This window comes from Mediterraneibacter sp., assembly GCF_030825015.1.
In the GTDB taxonomy this organism is placed as follows: Bacteria; Bacillota; Clostridia; order Lachnospirales; family Lachnospiraceae; genus Mediterraneibacter.
In genome coordinates this window covers 55,173-73,254 of the sequence record NZ_JAPJQP010000009.1, presented here as the reverse complement: position 1 = coordinate 73,254, position 18,082 = coordinate 55,173, and the positions used below count along the sequence as shown (strand labels likewise).

Sequence of the window (18,082 nt, the reverse complement as noted above, 5' to 3'; positions counted from 1 at the left end):
AAAGGGAGCTATTGCTCCATAGATGATTACTCATCTATTTTGCAACAGCCCCTTTCCGTGTCATTTTCCCGATGATGTGTGTCTGATTCTTAAGCGCGCTCTACGCGTCCGGATTTCAGACAAGATGTACAAACATACATTTTTTTGGAACCGCCTTCTGTTTTGACTCTGACGGATTTTACATTTGATTTCCACATTTTCGGTGTTTTTCTATGAGAGTGGCTTACATTGTTACCAAAATGAGCACCCTTTTCACAAATAGCACATTTAGCCATGACTGCACCTCCTAACAATCTGAACTCGTCATATAGACTCATAACACTGATATTCTATCAGAAACATTTCGGTATTGCAAGTATTTTTTAAAAAAATCGAATGTATATTGTAAAATGTAAGAAGTGATAGTATAATAATCATGTTATTTATGGCAAAAATGTGTGAAAGAACCGGAGGTATATATTATGAAAGGAAGTATGAGCACAGATCTTGGCATTATCACGGTGAATCCGGAGGTGATCGCCAAATATGCGGGTTCCGTTGCTGTTGAATGTTTCGGAATTGTCGGAATGGCGGCTGTAAATATGAAGGATGGACTTGTGCGTCTTCTGAAAAGAGATAGTCTGACACATGGAATTCAAGTGGTAATTTCAGACGATAATGAGATTACTTTAAATTTTCATGTGATCGTAGCCTATGGGGTGAATATCCTTTCTGTTTCTGACAATCTTATGAGCAATGTGAAGTATAAGGTTGAAGAGTTTACTGGAATGTCGGTAGAAAAGATCAACATCTTTGTAGAAGGTGTGAGAGTGATTGATTAAGGAGGATATTTTCGTGGCAGTTAAAACGATAAATACAGAGCTGTTTCGTAAGATGTTTCTTGCAGGAGCGGCTAATTTGGAAGCAAAAAAAGAATTTATTAATGAGTTGAATGTATTCCCGGTTCCTGACGGTGATACAGGAACAAACATGACTCTTACGATCATGTCTGCTGCAAAAGAGGTACAATCTCTTGAAAATGCAGATATGCTGACAATCGCGAAAGCGATTTCTTCAGGTTCACTTCGAGGAGCGCGCGGAAATTCAGGCGTAATTCTTTCACAGCTTCTCAGAGGATTTACAAAGGAGATCAGAGATCACAAAGAAATTGACGCAGTTATTTTAGCAAAAGCATGTGAGCGGGCAACTGCGACTGCTTATAAAGCAGTAATGAAACCGAAAGAAGGTACGATTCTTACTGTTGCAAAAGGTATTTCAAGAAAAGCAGAAGAACTTGCAGAAACAACAGAAGATTTAGAAGTATTTATTCCGGAAGTAATTAAATATGCAGAAGAAGTTTTAGCGCAGACGCCGGAGATGCTGCCTGTATTAAAGGAGGCCGGCGTTGTGGATTCCGGCGGACAGGGATTACTTGAAGTGATCCACGGAGCCTATGATGCATTTCTCGGAAAAGAAGTGGATTATACTGCGATCGAGGCAAGTGGCGGTACGAAGATGGTAAAACCGGGTCAGCAGGCAGAAGCAGATATCAAGTTTGGATATTGTACAGAGTTTATCATCATGACAGAAAAAGCGTTTACAGAGAATGATGAGACAGAATTCAAGGCATATCTTGAGTCCATTGGTGATTCCATTGTTTGTGTTGCGGATGATGATATTGTAAAGATTCATGTACACACAAATGATCCCGGACTTGCAATCCAAAAGGCGCTTACTTACGGTCAGCTTTCGAGAATGAAAATTGATAATATGCGCGAGGAACATCAGGAAAAACTGATCAAAGACGCAGAAAAAGCAGCAGCGCAGCAAGCGGAACAAGCGGCTGCAAAGAAGAAAAAAGAGCCAAGAAAATCGGTTGGATTTATCGCTGTCTCTATAGGAGAAGGAATGAATGAGATTTTCCGTGAACTCGGAGTTGACTATATCATTGAAGGCGGACAGACAATGAATCCAAGTACGGATGATATGCTCAGCGCCATTGATGAAGTAAATGCAGATCATATCTTCATCCTTCCGAATAATAAAAATATTATTCTTGCGGCAAATCAGGCACAGTCATTGACAGAAGATAAAGATATTATTGTAATACCGACAAAAACTGTTCCTCAGGGAATTACGGCGATCATCAGCTACATGCCTGAAGCGGATGTGGATACGAATATTGAAACGCTGGAAGAAGCGATTAAAAATGTGAAGACCGGACAGGTCACATATGCCGTTCGTGATACACATATCGATGACAAAGAGATACATGAAGGCGACATTATGGGAATCGGAGATCATGGAATTCTTGCAGTCGGTCAGTCTGTTGAAGAAACAACAAAAGAAATGCTGTCACAGCTTGTTGATGAAGAGTCAGAATTAATCAGTCTGTATTTCGGCCAGGATGTTCTTGAAGAGGATGCGGAAAGTTTTGCAGAGGAAGTTGCAAATTTGTATCCTGATGTCGATGTCGATGTTCATATGGGTGGACAGCCGATCTATTATTATGTCCTTTCTGTAGAATAAAGTATATCTGTAAAAGAAAACATAATATTGCAAAAAGAGGCGCTCTTCCTGAAGGGAGAACGCCTCAAAATATATTGAGAAAACAAAAAACAATCTAATGAACAGGCGGGAATAAAGGTGGAAAAAAGAAAGATCAGCTGCTTAAAAGGAGTCGGAGAAAAGACGGAAAAATTATTTCAGAAAATCGGAGTAAATACGGTCGATGATCTGATCCGTTATTATCCAAAAGGATTCGAAATCTTTGAAGATCCGGTTTCAATCGGTGAGGCAGAAGAAGGAAAAACCTGCACTGTATCAGGAATGGTTTTCGGCAAAATCCAGGTATCTGCTAATTCAAAAATGCAAGTTACGACTCTTCATTTAAAAGATGTGACGGGAATATTGAAAGTTGTTTGGTATCGAATGCCTTTTTTACGAAGCACTCTTGCCAAAGGGGGAGTGCTTATTCTGCGCGGGCGTATTGTACGGAAGAAAAATGAACTTGTAATGGAGCACCCTGAAATCTTTTATCCGGCATTCAAGTATGAGGAAAAGAGACATACAATGCAACCGATATACAGTTTGACTGCCGGTTTGACAAACAACGCTGTAATAAAAGCTGTAAAACAGGCCATATCTTTTGCAGAAGACGAGCAAGATCTTCTTCCTGAAGAGCTTCGTCTTAAGTATCGTTTTCCTGAATACAAAGAAGCGATTCAGACAATGCATTTTCCGACAGGAAAAGAGCAGTTTTGCACAGCGAGAGAAAGATTTGTATTTGAAGAATTTCTGGTTTTTATTTTATCTTTGCGGAGGATGAAAGAATCAGAAAATCGCAGTGAAAATCCGTTTTGTTTTGAAGAAGTCCCACAGATTGAGCAATTTTTAGGAGCCCTTCCTTACCGACTTACGAATGCCCAGATGAAAGTTTGGACCGAGATAAAACAGGATATGCAAAGTGCAAATGTCATGTCCAGACTTGTACAAGGTGACGTAGGATCAGGAAAAACAATCGTTGCGTTTTTAGCGCTTTTGCTGACTGCCTTAAACGGATATCAAGGCGCTCTTATGGCGCCTACGGAAGTGCTGGCTGTTCAGCATTATGAAAATATAACAAATATGCTGGAAGCATACAAGATTCCTGTTCAGGCGGAACTTTTAACAGGTTCTATGACAACGCGTCAAAAAAGGGATGCTTATAAACGGATTGAGTCAGGAGAGGTTTCGATTATAATCGGAACACATGCTCTTATCCAGGAAAAAGTAATCTATCATGATCTTGCGCTTGTCGTTACAGATGAACAACATCGCTTCGGAGTAAGGCAGAGGGAAACACTTGCACAAAAAGGAAGAACGCCTCATATTCTCGTTATGAGCGCAACACCGATCCCAAGGACGCTTGCAATTATTTTATACGGGGATTTGGATATCTCGGTCATCAATGAAATGCCCAAAAATCGTTTGCCGATTAAAAATTGCGTAGTAAATACGGAATATCGGGAAAAGGCATACCGATTTATTCAGAAGCAGGTTTCTATGGGGCGGCAATGTTATGTAATCTGTCCTATGGTTGAAGAAAGCGAAAGCCTGGAGGCTGAAAATGTTACGGATTATTCTCAAATGCTTGCCGAAGAACTGGGAAATCATATCTGTGTAGGATGCCTTCACGGAAAAATGAAACAGAAGGAAAAAGACGAGGTGATGTCTGCGTTTGGAAAAAATGAAATTCAGGTTCTCGTATCAACAACCGTAGTAGAAGTCGGAATTGATGTGCCGAATGCGACGGTTATGTTGATTGAAAATGCAGAACGATTCGGGCTGGCGCAGCTTCATCAGCTTCGAGGACGAGTCGGAAGAGGAGGGCATCAGTCTTATTGTATTTTTATGTCCGCTTCTAAATCTGACGAAACAAAAGAAAGACTTGAGATTTTAAATCATTCAAATGACGGTTTTTTTATCGCAAATGAAGATCTGCGTCTGAGAGGTCCCGGAGATTTGTTTGGAATACGTCAAAGCGGTCTGCTTGATTTTAAGATTGCAGATGTTTTTCAAGATGCGGAAGTGTTAAAAAATGCCGGGGAAGCAGCGAATATGATCTTAAAAAAAGATCCCGAACTGAAAGCGGAGTCTTATAGAAATTTAAAAAAATATATTGATAATAAAATACAGCAGATTATGCTGGAAACAACATTATAGTAGAAAAGGATCTGTAAAAAATTTCCTGTTTAAAAAATACTTTCCTCCATATACTATGAGCGTAACAAAACAAACGGAAAGCAAATGTATTGTAACCGGCTGCATGAGCGGCAGATTACATACAGATGCAGCCGGAAAATTGTTACAACAAACGAAAATGGCTAAGGCCGTTAAAATGCAAAAGGAGGAAATTGATCATGGCAAATCGTTCATCTAACAGAGCAGCAGTACCGGAGGCAAAAGGCGCTTTGGACAAATTCAAGTATGAAGTGGCAAGTGAGCTCGGAGTACCGTTGACAGACGGTTACAATGGAGACCTCACTTCAAAACAGAACGGATCTGTAGGCGGATATATGGTCAAGAAAATGATCGAGCAGCAGGAAAAACAGATGGCAGGTAAATAATGCTTCTTTTCGATAAGAAAAGTTTGCTGCCACAGCACTTCGTAAGAAACGGAGAACTGGATTAAAAGAAAAAAACGTCCGGGTTGACCCGGGCGTTTTTTTCTGATAAAATTTTGCGTAGTTGTTAAAGAAATGAGGTGTCGTTTTATGCGCGTGATTGCAGGAAGTGCAAGAAGTCTCAGATTAAAGACTTTAGACGGAATGGATACAAGACCTACGACTGACCGGATCAAAGAAACTTTGTTTAATATGATCGGACCGGCAATGTTTGACTGCGTCTTTCTTGATTTGTTCGCAGGCAGCGGAGGCATCGGGATCGAGGCTCTCAGCAGAGGCGCCCGGGAAGCTGTTTTCGTAGAAAACAATCCAAAGGCGATGGACTGTATTAAAGAGAATTTGAAGTTTACGAAACTTGCGGGAAAAGCAGTTACTTTGACATCGGATGTCATGAACGCACTTTACAGATTAGAAGGAGAAAAAGTATTCGATTATATTTTTTTAGATCCGCCATATGACAGAGAACTGGAACGAAAAGTGTTGGAATATTTGTCCGATTCAGATCTTGTATATGAAGATACACAGATTATCGTAGAAGCTTCAAAAGATACGGATTTTTCTTATTTGAAAGATCTTGGATTTGAAATTCTAAGAGAAAAAGTATATAAAACGAATAAACACCTGTTTATCGAGAAGGCGGGGAAGGAAGAAATATGTTAAGAGCAATTTATCCGGGCAGCTTTGATCCGGTTACATACGGTCATATAGATATTATGCGCAGATCTTGTAAAATTGTTGATGAATTAATTGTCGGCGTATTGAGCAATAAAGCAAAAATTCCGTTGTTTTCTGTAGAAGAACGTGTTAAAATGTTAAGAGAAGTGACAAAAGATCTCAATAATATTCGAATCGTTCCGTTTGACGGACTTTTAGTTGAGTTTGCGGCTCGAATGGATGCCGGACTTGTAATAAGAGGTCTGAGAGCGATTACAGATTTCGAGTATGAACTTCAGATGTCACAGACGAATCAGAAACTGGATCCGAATATAGAGACGATGTTTTTGACGACGAGTATTGAATATTCTTATTTAAGTTCTACAACAGTAAGAGAAATTGCTGCTTTTGGGGGAGATTTAACACAATTTGTGCCGGAAGCAGTCGCGTTAGAACTTGAAAAAAAGATGAATACAAAAGGAGAGTGTAACAAATGAGCAGCCGTATAGAGCAGATTATCGAAGAGATTGAAGAGTACATCGATCGTGACTGTAAATTCCAGCCATTATCAACAACAAAGATTATTGTAAATAAAGAACATTTAGAAGAACTTTTGAGAGAACTTCGAATGAAGACTCCTGACGAGATAAAGCGTTATCAGAAGATCATTGCGAATCGTGATGCGATTCTTGCTGATGCACAGGCGAAAGCTGATGCGATGATTGAAGAGGCACAGGTGCAGACGACAGAACTTGTCAGTGAACATGAGATCATGCAGCAGGCTTACGCGCAGGCAAATGAGATCGTAACGCAAGCTACGGCACAGGCTCAGGAAATTATAGATAATGCAACAACAGATGCGAATGCGATCCGAATCGGCGCAATCCAGTATACGGATGATTTGATGGCAAATGCCGAAAGTATCATCGGACATACACTGGACAGTTATACGACGAAGTATGACGGCTTGATCAGTTCTCTGCAGGAATGTTACGAAACAGTTCGGGCGAACCGTGCAGAGCTGGATATACCGGAGGAAGAAGATCCGGGAGCATATGATTCTCAGGATGTACTGTTCTAAAAGATTGTGCTTAAAAGAGGATTATCTGTCATAAAAAGAAAGATGAGAGCAGATCTCTTCACGTTAAAAGTGGAAGAGATCTGCTCTTTTGGCAATGGCGACCGCTTGCAGTCTCGGAATGTGCCTTTTGCACTTCCTGTGATTAAAATAATATGACGTAGCAGTATGCGGCTGCTGCAGAAATTATGGCAGTTATTATTTTTTGGATTACATACGGGAAAAAAGGAATTCCTGATGAATGAATCATGCTTTTTGTTTGTGCAAGAGCACATACGCCTCCAAAGGAAGTGAGAGCAATAATAAGCGGATAAGAAACGGTAATCTGTTCGAATTGCTCAAAAAGAATTAAAATCCCATTTGTCATCTCTAAAACAGGCAATAGATAAAGAAGAGCAGGTATATCAGCCGTAAATCGTGATAAAAGGCGTATGAATACGGAAAAAATAATGATATAACCGCCTACCTTTACGATATTTTCAAAACTGTCCATAATACATTCATCAAAGATACGAAATGAAAATGATTCCTTATTTTCTTCTGAAGAAAAAGACTTTGCATTGCCATTGTCATACGGAAGATAAAACTTTCTGAAAAAGAAACTAAGTATAATCGGAACTCCAATCAAAATAACAAGTGAAGGCACAAGAAATGTTTCACTTTGGAACACCTTGTGTATGATAAAATTAACGATAAAAACAGGGCTTGTATTATTACAAAAAGAGAGCAGATAAGCAGCTTCCGAACGGTTGATTTTGTTTGCGTTTACAAGGTCTGCAGTAATTTTTGCCCCCATCGGGTATCCGCATAAAAATCCGGAAATCACTGAGAAAGCACCTGCTGCAGATATCGAAAATATTTTTCCGACAGGTTTGCCTGCAATCTGCGCAATGATATGTAAACCTCCGCTTTTTAAAAGAACAGCAGTGATAAACATAAATGGAAAGAGTGTCGGAAAAATGGTGTTAAACCAAAGCAAAAGTCCGTCTGCAGTTCCTGAGAAGACGATATCCGGTGAAATAAGCATCGTAAGAAAAAGGAAAACTGTAATGCTTCCCATATTAAAAAACCTGATTTTTTCAGATGAACTTTTATGAAATAACCGAATCACAACCATTCTCCTTTCACCGCCGGATTAACTATATAATAATGTGTATGATACGCACATGTTTTGTATGAAGATAACATATAGTGAAAGGCAGAAAGGAATTGATGTATCTGTTCATGAAAGGAAAGAATCAGAATGTGGGAATAGTTAAAAAAAGAAGAACAAAATTTTGGGAAAGGTTTATGATCCTGTCTGCCGCTTTGTTTTTTTCTGCTTTCTTTGCGGCAATCTGGCTTCCGAAACTTCAGTATCAAAGCAGAGAAAGTCGTTTGTCAGAAGAGGTGATCTGTTCTGATCTGTTTCGCAGGCAGTCTGTTCCAGATGATATCTTCGAAAAAATAAAACAAAGTGACGATCCGGGAAAAATTCTCGGATTATATTGGCTGGAAAGTGATTTCGGAACACAAGACGTCTATTCGGATATGAGAAAGGCCGAAAAGCGGTGGTCTCATTTAGAAGGATGGCAGTCTTATTTGGAAACATGCAGGGCGGTTTGGAATGATCTGGAATATTTTCCTGTAGCGGAATATGAGGCGGAAAGACTAAACGTTACTTTTTCCGATTCATGGATGCTGGATCGAACTTACCAGGGTAACAGAAAGCATGAAGGAACAGATATTATGCCGTCCGTTAATCAGCCGAATCTGTTTCCCGTTGTAAGTATGACAGATGGAACGGTCACCTCCGTAGGCTGGCTGGAGTTAGGAGGATATCGTATTGGGATCACTGCCCCACAAGGAGCTTATTTCTATTACGCGCATCTAAGTTCTTATACGGGATTTAAAGAAGGAGATTCTATCCATGCCGGCGATGTGATCGGATTCATGGGAGATACCGGATACAGCAAGGAGGAGGGAACAACAGGAAAATTCCCGGTTCATTTACATCTCGGAATATATCTTTGGAAAGACGGAAAAGAAATCAGTGTCAATCCATATGCCCCTTTGAAATATGTGGAAGATCGAAAAATAAAAGCTCGGCTTAACAAGTAGAAGAATTATCGGAAAGTCTTTTATGCAGAGAAAAAACATGGTATGATATATAACATATGAAAGAAGCATTATTTAAAGAATGACAGAAAACAGAGGAAATACTATGAATCTACCGATCGAATTTGAAGAAAAAATGAAAAGTCTGCTTGGCGGGGAGTATAACGATTATTTAAAATGTTATGAAGAACCCCGCCATTATGGACTTCGCGTAAATACATCAAAAATATCAACAGAACGTTTCTTGGAAATTGCCCCGTGGCCGCTTCGTCCTATTCCGTGGATCGAAAACGGTTTTTACTATGACGGAGAGAAATATCAGCCGGCAAAGCATCCGTATTATTTTGCAGGCTTATACTATTTACAGGAACCAAGCGCTATGACGCCGGCTAACCGAATCCCGATCGAACCGGGTGATCGAGTGCTTGATGTGTGTGCGGCGCCGGGAGGAAAGGCTACAGAATTGGGAGCCAGGCTGAATTCAACCGGAGTTTTGATCGCAAATGATCTGAGTAATTCGCGGGCAAGAGGGCTTTTGAAAAACATTGAACTTTTCGGACTCGGCAATGTTCTTGTTTTAAGCGAAGAACCCGGGAAACTTGTAAATTATTTCCCGGAATATTTCGACAAAATCTTGATTGACGCGCCTTGTTCCGGTGAAGGTATGTTCCGAAAGGACAGGAAAATGGTGCGGGCATGGGAGGAACACGGACCGGCGTTTTTTGCAAAAATTCAAAGAAGTATTATCACTCAGGCGGCTCAGATGCTGAAAGAAGGAGGAATGCTGCTCTATTCTACGTGTACCTTTTCTCCAGAAGAAAACGAACAGACGATCGAATTTCTTTTAGAAGAGTTTCCTCAATTTGCGATTTGCGAAGTGGATGGATATGAAGGATTTTCTGCCGGAATACCAAAAGCTTCTTTGACAGGAAATGAAGATCTCAAAAAAACAGTTCGCATTTTCCCGCACAAAATGGAAGGGGAAGGGCATTTCATTGCACTCTTAAAAAAAGGGGAAGAAAATTGTTTCTCAAAAGAAACAGCGAAAGGAGAAAAAATTCTTCGAAATAAAAACGGAAAAGAGAAAAAACTTCCCGAGGAACTTACAGAATTTTTAAAAAAGATAAACAGAATCTTTGATCCTGACAGAATTGATATACGGGGAGAAAACGTCTACTATATGCCGGAAGGCCTTCCAAAGTTAAACGGAGTACGCTTTCTGAGATCAGGACTCCTTTTGGGAGAACTGAAAAAGAGACGTTTTGAACCAAGCCAGGCTCTAGCAATGAACTTAAAAAAAGAAGAATATGAGAATGTGCTCGATCTTTCTGTTGGCGACGATCGGGTTATCAAATATTTGAAAGGTGAGACACTTGATGTCGAAGATCTTGTCTCTTTGCAGGCAAAAGGCTGGTATCTTGTCTGTGTGGACGGGTATTCTCTCGGTTTCGGAAAACTGTCGGGACAAATCTTGAAGAATAAATATTTGCCGGGATGGCGGTGGCAATCCTCATGAAAATAAGATTAGACAAATATTTAACAGAAATGGGATGCGGTTCAAGAAGTCAGGTGAAAAAAGAAATTGCAAAAGGCTTCGTTGTGATTAATGATCAAATAGAAAAACAGTCCGATCGGAAAGTTGATACGCAGAAGGATCAGATCTTTTTAAAAGGGGAACTGATTTCTTATTCAGGCTATGAATATTATATGTTAAATAAACCCGCCGGAGTGGTGTCAGCAACAGAAGACCGAAAGGAGCGGACAGTGATTGATCTTATCAAAGAAACAAAAAGAAAAGATCTGTTTCCGGCAGGTCGATTGGATAAAGATACCGAAGGACTTCTTTTAATTACAAACGACGGAAAACTGGCGCATCGTCTTCTTTCGCCGAAGAAGCATGTGGACAAAGTTTATTATGCAAAAGTAAATGGAATTGTAACGGAAAAGGATGTGGAATGGTTTAAAAGAGGGGTTGATATCGGGGATGAAAAACTGACTATGCCTGCTGTTTTGGAAATCCTTTCCGTACATAAAGAGCAGAAAATTCAAGAGGAGCAATGGATAAACGGCGAAAAAAGAGCAGAACAGCCGGAAGGGGATTCGGAAATACTTCTTACGATCAGAGAGGGAAGATTCCACCAAGTTAAGCGAATGTTTCATGCAGCGGGTAAAGAAGTTGTTTATTTGAAGCGGATCCGCTTCGGGACTTTGACACTTGATCCTTTGTTAAACCCCGGAGAATATAGAAAATTAACGGAAGAAGAGGTAAAACAATTATGCTGACAGGGAAAAAAGCAGTCATTTTTGATATGGATGGTTCACTGGTAGATTCAATGTGGATCTGGCCGGAAGTGGATCGGATCTATATGGACAAATATAATCTGACTGCACCGGCAACATTTCATAAAGATATCGAAGGCATGAGTTATGTCGAAACGGCACAGTATTTCGTTCGTACATTTACAACTTTGGATCAAACAGTGGAAAATGTAATGCAGGAATGGCGCGATATGACGGTTAGACTTTATGCGACGAAAGTATTTCCGAAACCCGGCGCCGTTGAATTTCTTGATCAACTGAAAAAAGACGGTATTCGCCTTGGCATTGCAACGAGCAACGATCGGGAGATTGCAGAAGCCGCGCTCAAAGGGAGAGGACTGACAAAGTATTTTGATTCTGTTCGAACCTCTTCTGAAGTAGCTTCAGGAAAACCGGCTCCGGATGTTTATCTGAAAGTTGCAGAAGATATAAATGTAGATCCGGGAAATTGTCTTGTATTTGAAGATGTTATAAATGGAATCTTAGCAGGTAAAAATGCAGGTATGGAAGTATGTGCCGTAGACGATGAATTTACACGGGCAGATAAAGCTGCCAAAAAAGCTGCAGCAGATTACTTTATCCGAGACTTTTTTGATGTTTTAAAAAACACATATGAGAGGTGCTGAATTGACAAATATGAATCATGATTTTTTACCGATATGCAGAGAAGATATGGAAAAACGAGGTTGGGACAGTGTTGATTTTGCTTATGTCATCGGAGATGGATATGTGGATCACCCATCCTTTGGACATGCGATTATCAGTCGTCTTTTAGAGTCGAGAGGATATCGGGTCGGGATCATCTCTCAGCCTGATTGGAAGAATCCTGAAAGTATCTGTATATATGGGGAACCCAAATTAGGATTTCTTGTGTCGGCCGGAAATATGGATTCTATGGTAAATCATTATTCGGTATCGAAAAAACGTCGAAAGACAGACGCATACACACCTGGCGGAGAGATGGGAAGACGACCGGATCACGCTTGTGTCGTCTATGGAAATTTAATTCGGCAAAAGTACAAAAAGACACCGATAATTTTAGGTGGGATCGAAGCAAGTCTAAGACGTATGGCTCATTATGATTATTGGTCAGATCAGTTGAAACGGTCGATTCTTTTGGATTCAGGCGCAGATATTATTTCCTATGGAATGGGAGAACGTTCGATCCCGGAGATTGCCGAAGCTTTGGAAGCAAAAATCCCGATCGAAGAGATCACATATATCGACGGAACAGTTGTGAAAATAAAAGGAAAAGAAAATATTTACGATGCACAGTTTCTCCCTTCTTATGATGAGTTAAAAGCGGATCGAAAGACATACGCAAAAAGTTTTTATACACAATACCTGAATACGGATGCGTTTAACGGAAAACGGCTTGCAGAGCCGTATTCCGGGCAGATATATGTTGTTCAGAATCCCCCTTCAAAGCCTTTGACCGTTACCGAAATGGACGATATTTATGATCTGCCGTATCAGAGAACTTATCATCCGTCATATGAAGACAAAGGCGGTATTCCTGCGATTTCAGAGATCCGATTCAGTCTGATCAGCAACAGAGGCTGTTTCGGAGGATGCAGTTTCTGTGCGTTGACTTTTCATCAGGGACGTATTGTTCAAGTCAGAAGTCATGAATCTCTTCTGAAAGAAGCAAAACAGATTACCGAAGAGAAAGACTTTAAAGGATATATCCATGATGTGGGAGGACCGACTGCAAATTTCCGTCATCCATCCTGCAGGAAACAATTCGAGCATGGCGTTTGCAAAACAAAACAGTGCCTGTTTCCACAACCGTGCAAAAACCTTAACGCAGACCATAGTGATTATGTTTCATTGCTGAGAAAACTCAGGGAGATTCCGAAAGTAAAAAAAGTGTTTATTCGTTCCGGAATCCGATTTGATTATCTGCTGGCAGATCAGAAGAATACATTTTTAAAAGAATTGTGCCAATATCATGTAAGTGGACAGTTGAAAGTCGCGCCTGAGCATATCAGCGCTCCTGTATTATCTTTGATGGGGAAACCGCAGCATCAGGTATATGAAGAATTTACAAGACAATTTAAAAGGATGAATAAAGCGCTTGGAAAAGAGCAATATCTCGTTCCCTATCTTATGTCTTCTCATCCGGGTTCAACATTAAAAGAAGCTGTTGAACTGGCAGAATATTGCAGAGATCTTGGATATATGCCCGAGCAGGTGCAAGACTTTTATCCAACTCCTTCAACGCTGTCAACTTGTATGTATTATACAGGAATTGATCCGCGTACGGGTCAATCAGTTTATGTTCCGAAGAACCCACACGAAAAAGCAATGCAGAGAGCTTTGATTCAGTATCGCGATCCGAAACATTACGATCTTGTATATGAAGCGCTGAAAAAAACCGGCAGAATGGATCTGGTCGGTTTTGGTCCGAAGTGTCTGATCCGTCCGCGGCGTGAAAAAAACAGTATAAAGACAGGTTATGAGAAAAAGGACAACACAGGAAAAAAGACAAAATTTAAGAAAAAAACAATTCGAAATGTGCATAGAAAAAAGTGAGGATGAAAGAGGATGAAAATAGCAGTTGTTACAGGTGCGTCATCGGGAATGGGAAGAGAATTTGTTCATCAGTTAGAATATTTTTATAAAGATCTCGATGAAATATGGGTAATTGCCCGAAGACAGGAACAGTTGGAAATGCTTCGCAAAGAAGTAGATGTTCCTCTTCGGATCTTCGCAGGAGATTTACAGAAGAGAGAAATATACAGGGAATTTTATACAGAACTTCATCGGTGGCGTCCGAATGTGAGGATGCTTGTAAATGCAGCGGGATTCGGAAAAAGCGGAAGATTTACTGATATTGCAGAAGAAGGAAAACGGCTTCAGACAGACATGATCGATCTGAACTGTACTGCTTTGATTCGAATGACTCAGATGACACTTCCCTATATGGGTATTGGAAGTCGAATCGTGAATGTAGCAAGCGCCGCAGCGTTTTGTCCACAACCGGATTTTGCAGTTTATGCTGCATCAAAGTCATGTGTTTACAGTTTTTCCCGCGCATTGGGACAGGAATTAAAAGAAAACGGCATTTATGTAACCGCTGTTTGTCCGGGTCCTGTTGATACAGCATTTTTTAAGAGAAGCGGAGAATTGAAAAATCCACTTAAAAAACTAAATATGGCACAGGCGGAAAACGTTGTTCATAAGGCGCTCTTAGACAGCAGAAAGAAAAAGGCTGTTTCTGTGTATGGCACAGGAATAAAATCGGTACATGTTATGACGAAACTGCTGCCGGTCAGCTTAATTTTGAAAGTGGAGGAATTATTTACATCATGAAGAAAACTGAAAAAGGAATGCCTGGATATTTGAAGTACAAAAGAACGATTGAAATAATAAGAACAATCGTCTATTTCGGCATTGTCATTGCAATCCTGCTGCTCGGGTATTTTCAAACCGGAACGAAATTGAATTTACTTACAGTTGTTGCCATTGTAGGCTGCCTTCCGGCATCCAAAGCTCTTGTCGGAGTTATTACGCGATTCCCCTATAGCTCCATAGATGAAAAAACTGCCCGGGAGATTGCTTCAAAAACAGACAGGCTGACAGTTTGTTACGATATGGTGATTACAAGCAGAGATCATATTATGCCTGTCGATTGTATTGTGATCTCAGGACACAACATTTTCGGATATACCCATTATAAGAAAGTAAATACAACCGAGCTTGCTGGTCATATCAAAACAATTTTAGCGCAAAATGGATATACCGGACTGCAGATCCGTATTTTAAACGAATATAAACCATTTATTACAAGAGCCGAAGGACTGAATAATATTGCGGCGGTAGAAAAAGAAGATACGAAGGAAAAAGAGACTGCGATACGCAGTATTATCTTAAATATCTCTATGTAAACAGGAAGAGGAACGACGAGAAATGAAAGAGATGAAGATCCGTTCAAATGAAGCGGGACAGCGATTTGATAAATTTTTAGGAAAGTATTTGGATCAGGCGCCGAAAAGCTTCCTCTATAAAATGCTTCGAAAAAAGAATATTACATTAAACGGAAAAAAGGCTTCTGGAAATGAAATTTTATCGGTTGGTGATACAGTAAAGTTATTCTTTTCTGATGAAACGATTGCAAAATTTTCAAAAGTACCGGAAGAACTTTTTATACCGGTAAGCGAAAACAGAAAAAAAGACAAAGTGAACCTTGATATTTTATATGAAGATGAAAATGTGATCTTTGTGAACAAGCCAGTCGGCATGCTTTCTCAAAAAGCAAACAAAGATGATGTTTCCCTCGTGGAGTATCTTATAGAATATCTTTTAGAAACAGGGCAGGTTACAAAGGAAGAATTAAAAACGTTCCGCCCGTCTATCTGCAATCGGCTCGACCGGAATACAAGCGGGATCGTTGCCGGAGGAAAAACCTTAAATGCATTGCAGATATTAAGCGAAATGTTCCGAAAGCGTACATTGGCTAAATATTATTTATGTCTCGTATCAGGAAGTGTAAAAGAGAAACAAAGAATCCAGGGCTATTTGAAAAAGAATTCAAAAGCAAATAAAGTTGCTGTCATGAACGACTGTCGAAAAGATAAGAATGCACTTCCGATTGAAACAGAGTATACGCCTCTTTGTTCAGGCGAAAATGTCACTCTTTTAAAAGTTCATCTTATCACAGGAAAAACACATCAGATCCGTGCCCATTTAGCTTCGATCGGTCATCCGATCATCGGAGATTATAAATATGGAGATTTCAAAATAAATGAAGTTTATAAAAAGAAGTATGGTCTGCAGAGCCAGCTTCTTCATGCATATCAGCTTTGTTTTCCTGACGAAGATCTCATTAAAAATCTCCCCGAAGGACAGATTACTGCACCTGTTCCTTCTCTATTTAAAAAAATCTGTACAGATAAAGGGGTGATGACAAGTGGCGACATGGAATTCCAGAGGACTTCGCGGTTCCACGCTTGAAGAATTTATTAATCAGACAAATGAACAGTATGCACAGATGAAACTTGCTTTGATTCAAAAGATACCGACTCCTATTACTCCGGTAAAAATCGAACGGGAAAGCAGACATATTACCCTTGCTTACTTCGATAAAGTCAGTACCGTTGACTATATCGGCGCCGTCCAGGGAATTCCTGTTTGCTTTGATGCGAAAGAATGTAAGACGGATACGTTCCCCCTTGCAAATGTCCATGAGCATCAGGTTGAATTCATGCAGAAATTTGAAGAGCAGGGGGGCATTGCTTTTTTGCTGATCTACTATACAACGAGAGAGGAACTGTATTATATGAGATATAGCCAAATACAGAAATTTTGGGATCGAGCAAGAGATGGCGGAAGAAAAAGCGTTCGCTTTGACGAATTAGAACCAAATTGGTTTATGGAACTGAAAAGGGGATATTTTGTTCCGTATCTTGATTGTATACAAAAAGACCTTGAAGGAAGGGATTGACAGATCAAAGGAAAATTCGTATAATATCCGAAAGTGTTTAGTGCATTAGCACAGTAAAGTGAAAGGAGCTTTATTTGTGATGGAAGAAAAACTTCATACTCCTGAAGGAGTAAGGGATATTTATAGCAGGGAATGTGAAATAAAACTCACATTGCAGAAAAAATTAAATCAAGTGCTTCATCTGTATGGATATGAAGATATTCAGACTCCGACATTTGAATACTATGATGTATTTCGGGAAGAGATCGGCTCGACTTCGACGCAGGAGCTGTATAAATTTTTTGATCGTGATGGAAATATACTGTCGCTGCGGCCGGATATTACTCCGTCGGTTGCCAGAGCAGCAGCAACTTTATTTGATACAGAAGAGTTTCCGTTAAGATTTTGTTATGTAGGAAATACTTTTATCAATCATTCCAGTTATCGCGGCAGATTAAAAGAGAACACTCAGTTAGGGGCAGAGTTAATCGGTCTTGATTCTGTGGAAGCAGATGCAGAAATGATTGCAATGGTTGCTGACGCATTAAAAAAAGCCGGATTAGAAGAATTTCAGATCAGCATAGGTCATGTTGATTTTCTTCAAAGTATTTTATCCGCAGCACGATTAGACGATGAAACGGCTGAACATATACGGGAACTGATCGGAAACCGCAATTTTTTCGGGGCAGAAGAGCTTTTGGAAGAAAAAAAAGCAGATGAAACGGTCAGAAAAGCGTTTTCAATTCTCCCTGAATTAATGGGAACCGAAGACGCCTTAGACAAAGCAGAACAATTTGCTATTGATGAGAAGGCAAAATCAGCAGTTGCAAGACTTCGTCAGATCAGTCACCTTCTGCAGTTATATCATGCATCAGATCATGTGACGTTTGATTTAAGTATGAGCGGCGGCTACGGCTATTATACGGGAATTGTATTCCGCGTATATACTTATGGAACAGGAGACGCTATTGTAAGAGGCGGAAGGTATAACCATCTTCTTGAGAAATTTGGAAAAGAAACACCGTCAATCGGATTTGCAATTATCGTTGATGAATTAATGAGCGCGCTTTCACGACAAAAAATCTCTGTAGAGACAACAAGAAGAAATATCATTGTATATACAGAAAAAACAGAAAGTGATGCCATTATTCTTGCCGGAAGTTTTCGTCAGAAGGGGCGATGTATCGAACTGATCAAACAGGAAAAAGGGAAAGACAGATCTGCGTATGAAGCGTATGCAAAGAGAAAGAATGCTGCGGCTTTGATCTGTCTGTCTGATGAAAAGAGATTGGAAATGATGAACCTAATTACAGGAGAAAAGAAAACGGCTGATATTGCAAAATAATGCAAATGGCACAAAAGGAG

Annotated in this window: 19 protein-coding genes and 1 pseudogene; 18 read left to right on the top strand and 2 right to left on the bottom strand. The window is 40.0% G+C overall.

The features are described from left to right. Positions 1 to 89 precede the first annotated feature (89 nt). A complete protein-coding gene (gene rpmB, locus RCH61_RS06115; protein ID WP_009320597.1) occupies positions 90 to 275 on the bottom strand; it encodes a 50S ribosomal protein L28 in 186 nt (61 codons plus the stop codon). Positions 276 to 461: 186 nt separating this feature from the next. Between rpmB and RCH61_RS06110 the strand changes: the two genes are divergently transcribed. The 7 genes and pseudogenes from RCH61_RS06110 (at position 462) to RCH61_RS06080 (ending at position 6,879) form a co-directional block, all read left to right on the top strand. After that, a complete protein-coding gene (locus tag RCH61_RS06110) occupies positions 462 to 821 on the top strand; it encodes an Asp23/Gls24 family envelope stress response protein (protein WP_306480162.1) in 360 nt (119 codons plus the stop codon). Positions 822 to 834: 13 nt separating this feature from the next. Beyond that, positions 835 to 2,508: a DAK2 domain-containing protein gene (locus tag RCH61_RS06105; protein ID WP_306480161.1), complete on the top strand. Its 1,674-nt coding sequence runs from the start codon at positions 835 to 837 to the stop codon at positions 2,506 to 2,508. Positions 2,509 to 2,613: 105 nt separating this feature from the next. Next, positions 2,614 to 4,683 (top strand): annotated as a pseudogene (recG, locus tag RCH61_RS06100) (ATP-dependent DNA helicase RecG); the annotation flags it as partial. Positions 4,684 to 4,880: 197 nt separating this feature from the next. Continuing rightward, a complete protein-coding gene (locus tag RCH61_RS06095; protein ID WP_009242677.1) occupies positions 4,881 to 5,087 on the top strand; it encodes an alpha/beta-type small acid-soluble spore protein in 207 nt (68 codons plus the stop codon). Between the two features lie 147 nt (positions 5,088 to 5,234). Further along, entirely contained in the window at positions 5,235 to 5,804 is a 570-nt protein-coding gene (gene rsmD / locus RCH61_RS06090; RefSeq protein ID WP_306480160.1) for a 16S rRNA (guanine(966)-N(2))-methyltransferase RsmD, read from the top strand. Then, entirely contained in the window at positions 5,798 to 6,295 is a 498-nt protein-coding gene (coaD, locus tag RCH61_RS06085; RefSeq protein WP_306480159.1) for a pantetheine-phosphate adenylyltransferase, read from the top strand. Before rsmD ends, coaD begins: the two co-directional genes overlap by 7 nt. Beyond that, positions 6,292 to 6,879, top strand: coding sequence for an ATPase (locus RCH61_RS06080; protein ID WP_306480158.1), 588 nt, complete (start codon positions 6,292 to 6,294; stop codon positions 6,877 to 6,879). Before coaD ends, RCH61_RS06080 begins: the two co-directional genes overlap by 4 nt. A gap of 142 nt (positions 6,880 to 7,021) precedes the next feature. On the opposite strand, the gene RCH61_RS06075 is transcribed toward RCH61_RS06080, so the two are convergent. Then, complete coding sequence (locus RCH61_RS06075; RefSeq protein ID WP_306480157.1) at positions 7,022 to 7,369, bottom strand: hypothetical protein; 348 nt, start codon at positions 7,367 to 7,369, stop codon at positions 7,022 to 7,024. A 262-nt stretch (positions 7,370 to 7,631) separates the two neighbouring features. On the opposite strand from RCH61_RS06075, the gene RCH61_RS06070 reads away from it, so the two are divergent. The 11 genes from RCH61_RS06070 (at position 7,632) to hisZ (ending at position 18,062) form a co-directional block, all read left to right on the top strand. Then, entirely contained in the window at positions 7,632 to 7,973 is a 342-nt protein-coding gene (locus RCH61_RS06070) for a hypothetical protein (protein WP_306480156.1), read from the top strand. Positions 7,974 to 8,121: 148 nt separating this feature from the next. Next, positions 8,122 to 8,976 (top strand): M23 family metallopeptidase, encoded by an 855-nt coding sequence (locus RCH61_RS06065; protein ID WP_306480155.1) that lies wholly within the window; start codon positions 8,122 to 8,124, stop codon positions 8,974 to 8,976. A gap of 103 nt (positions 8,977 to 9,079) precedes the next feature. Continuing rightward, on the top strand, positions 9,080 to 10,489 hold the full coding sequence (locus RCH61_RS06060) for an RsmF rRNA methyltransferase first C-terminal domain-containing protein (protein ID WP_178007352.1): 1,410 nt from the start codon (positions 9,080 to 9,082) through the stop codon (positions 10,487 to 10,489). Beyond that, on the top strand, positions 10,486 to 11,256 hold the full coding sequence (locus RCH61_RS06055; protein WP_178007350.1) for a pseudouridine synthase: 771 nt from the start codon (positions 10,486 to 10,488) through the stop codon (positions 11,254 to 11,256). Before RCH61_RS06060 ends, RCH61_RS06055 begins: the two co-directional genes overlap by 4 nt. Beyond that, positions 11,250 to 11,918 carry an HAD family hydrolase gene (locus RCH61_RS06050; protein WP_178007348.1) on the top strand — a complete coding sequence of 223 codons (669 nt, stop codon included), beginning with the start codon at positions 11,250 to 11,252 and terminating at the stop codon, positions 11,916 to 11,918. Before RCH61_RS06055 ends, RCH61_RS06050 begins: the two co-directional genes overlap by 7 nt. Positions 11,919 to 11,928: 10 nt before the next feature. Beyond that, a complete protein-coding gene (locus RCH61_RS06045; protein ID WP_306480166.1) occupies positions 11,929 to 13,827 on the top strand; it encodes a YgiQ family radical SAM protein in 1,899 nt (632 codons plus the stop codon). A 12-nt stretch (positions 13,828 to 13,839) separates the two neighbouring features. Next, positions 13,840 to 14,607 (top strand): SDR family NAD(P)-dependent oxidoreductase, encoded by a 768-nt coding sequence (locus RCH61_RS06040; RefSeq protein WP_306480154.1) that lies wholly within the window; start codon positions 13,840 to 13,842, stop codon positions 14,605 to 14,607. Further along, positions 14,604 to 15,182 (top strand): hypothetical protein, encoded by a 579-nt coding sequence (locus RCH61_RS06035; protein ID WP_306480153.1) that lies wholly within the window; start codon positions 14,604 to 14,606, stop codon positions 15,180 to 15,182. The genes RCH61_RS06040 and RCH61_RS06035 overlap by 4 nt, the downstream gene beginning before the upstream one ends. Positions 15,183 to 15,204: 22 nt before the next feature. Further along, positions 15,205 to 16,248, top strand: coding sequence for an RluA family pseudouridine synthase (locus RCH61_RS06030; protein ID WP_306480152.1), 1,044 nt, complete (start codon positions 15,205 to 15,207; stop codon positions 16,246 to 16,248). Beyond that, positions 16,205 to 16,738 (top strand): Holliday junction resolvase RecU, encoded by a 534-nt coding sequence (locus RCH61_RS06025; RefSeq protein ID WP_306480151.1) that lies wholly within the window; start codon positions 16,205 to 16,207, stop codon positions 16,736 to 16,738. Before RCH61_RS06030 ends, RCH61_RS06025 begins: the two co-directional genes overlap by 44 nt. A gap of 79 nt (positions 16,739 to 16,817) precedes the next feature. Beyond that, positions 16,818 to 18,062, top strand: a complete 1,245-nt coding sequence (hisZ, locus tag RCH61_RS06020; RefSeq protein WP_306480165.1) for an ATP phosphoribosyltransferase regulatory subunit — start codon at positions 16,818 to 16,820, stop codon at positions 18,060 to 18,062. Positions 18,063 to 18,082 lie beyond the last annotated feature (20 nt).

What these genes read in the sequence shown, in the direction of transcription:
- RCH61_RS06030 (WP_306480152.1), top strand. Translation starts at nt 15,205, where the DNA reads ATGAAAGAGATGAAGATCCGTTCAAATGAAGCGGGACAGCGATTTGAT.
- RCH61_RS06095 (WP_009242677.1), top strand. Translation starts at nt 4,881, where the DNA reads ATGGCAAATCGTTCATCTAACAGAGCAGCAGTACCGGAGGCAAAAGGC.
- hisZ (WP_306480165.1), top strand. Translation starts at nt 16,818, where the DNA reads ATGGAAGAAAAACTTCATACTCCTGAAGGAGTAAGGGATATTTATAGC.
- RCH61_RS06110 (WP_306480162.1), top strand. Translation starts at nt 462, where the DNA reads ATGAAAGGAAGTATGAGCACAGATCTTGGCATTATCACGGTGAATCCG.
- RCH61_RS06035 (WP_306480153.1), top strand. Translation starts at nt 14,604, where the DNA reads ATGAAGAAAACTGAAAAAGGAATGCCTGGATATTTGAAGTACAAAAGA.
- RCH61_RS06075 (WP_306480157.1), bottom strand. Translation starts at nt 7,369, where the DNA reads ATGGACAGTTTTGAAAATATCGTAAAGGTAGGCGGTTATATCATTATT.
- RCH61_RS06045 (WP_306480166.1), top strand. Translation starts at nt 11,929, where the DNA reads ATGAATCATGATTTTTTACCGATATGCAGAGAAGATATGGAAAAACGA.
- rpmB (WP_009320597.1), bottom strand. Translation starts at nt 275, where the DNA reads ATGGCTAAATGTGCTATTTGTGAAAAGGGTGCTCATTTTGGTAACAAT.
- RCH61_RS06050 (WP_178007348.1), top strand. Translation starts at nt 11,250, where the DNA reads ATGCTGACAGGGAAAAAAGCAGTCATTTTTGATATGGATGGTTCACTG.
- RCH61_RS06080 (WP_306480158.1), top strand. Translation starts at nt 6,292, where the DNA reads ATGAGCAGCCGTATAGAGCAGATTATCGAAGAGATTGAAGAGTACATC.
- RCH61_RS06055 (WP_178007350.1), top strand. Translation starts at nt 10,486, where the DNA reads ATGAAAATAAGATTAGACAAATATTTAACAGAAATGGGATGCGGTTCA.
- RCH61_RS06060 (WP_178007352.1), top strand. Translation starts at nt 9,080, where the DNA reads ATGAATCTACCGATCGAATTTGAAGAAAAAATGAAAAGTCTGCTTGGC.
- coaD (WP_306480159.1), top strand. Translation starts at nt 5,798, where the DNA reads ATGTTAAGAGCAATTTATCCGGGCAGCTTTGATCCGGTTACATACGGT.
- rsmD (WP_306480160.1), top strand. Translation starts at nt 5,235, where the DNA reads ATGCGCGTGATTGCAGGAAGTGCAAGAAGTCTCAGATTAAAGACTTTA.
- RCH61_RS06040 (WP_306480154.1), top strand. Translation starts at nt 13,840, where the DNA reads ATGAAAATAGCAGTTGTTACAGGTGCGTCATCGGGAATGGGAAGAGAA.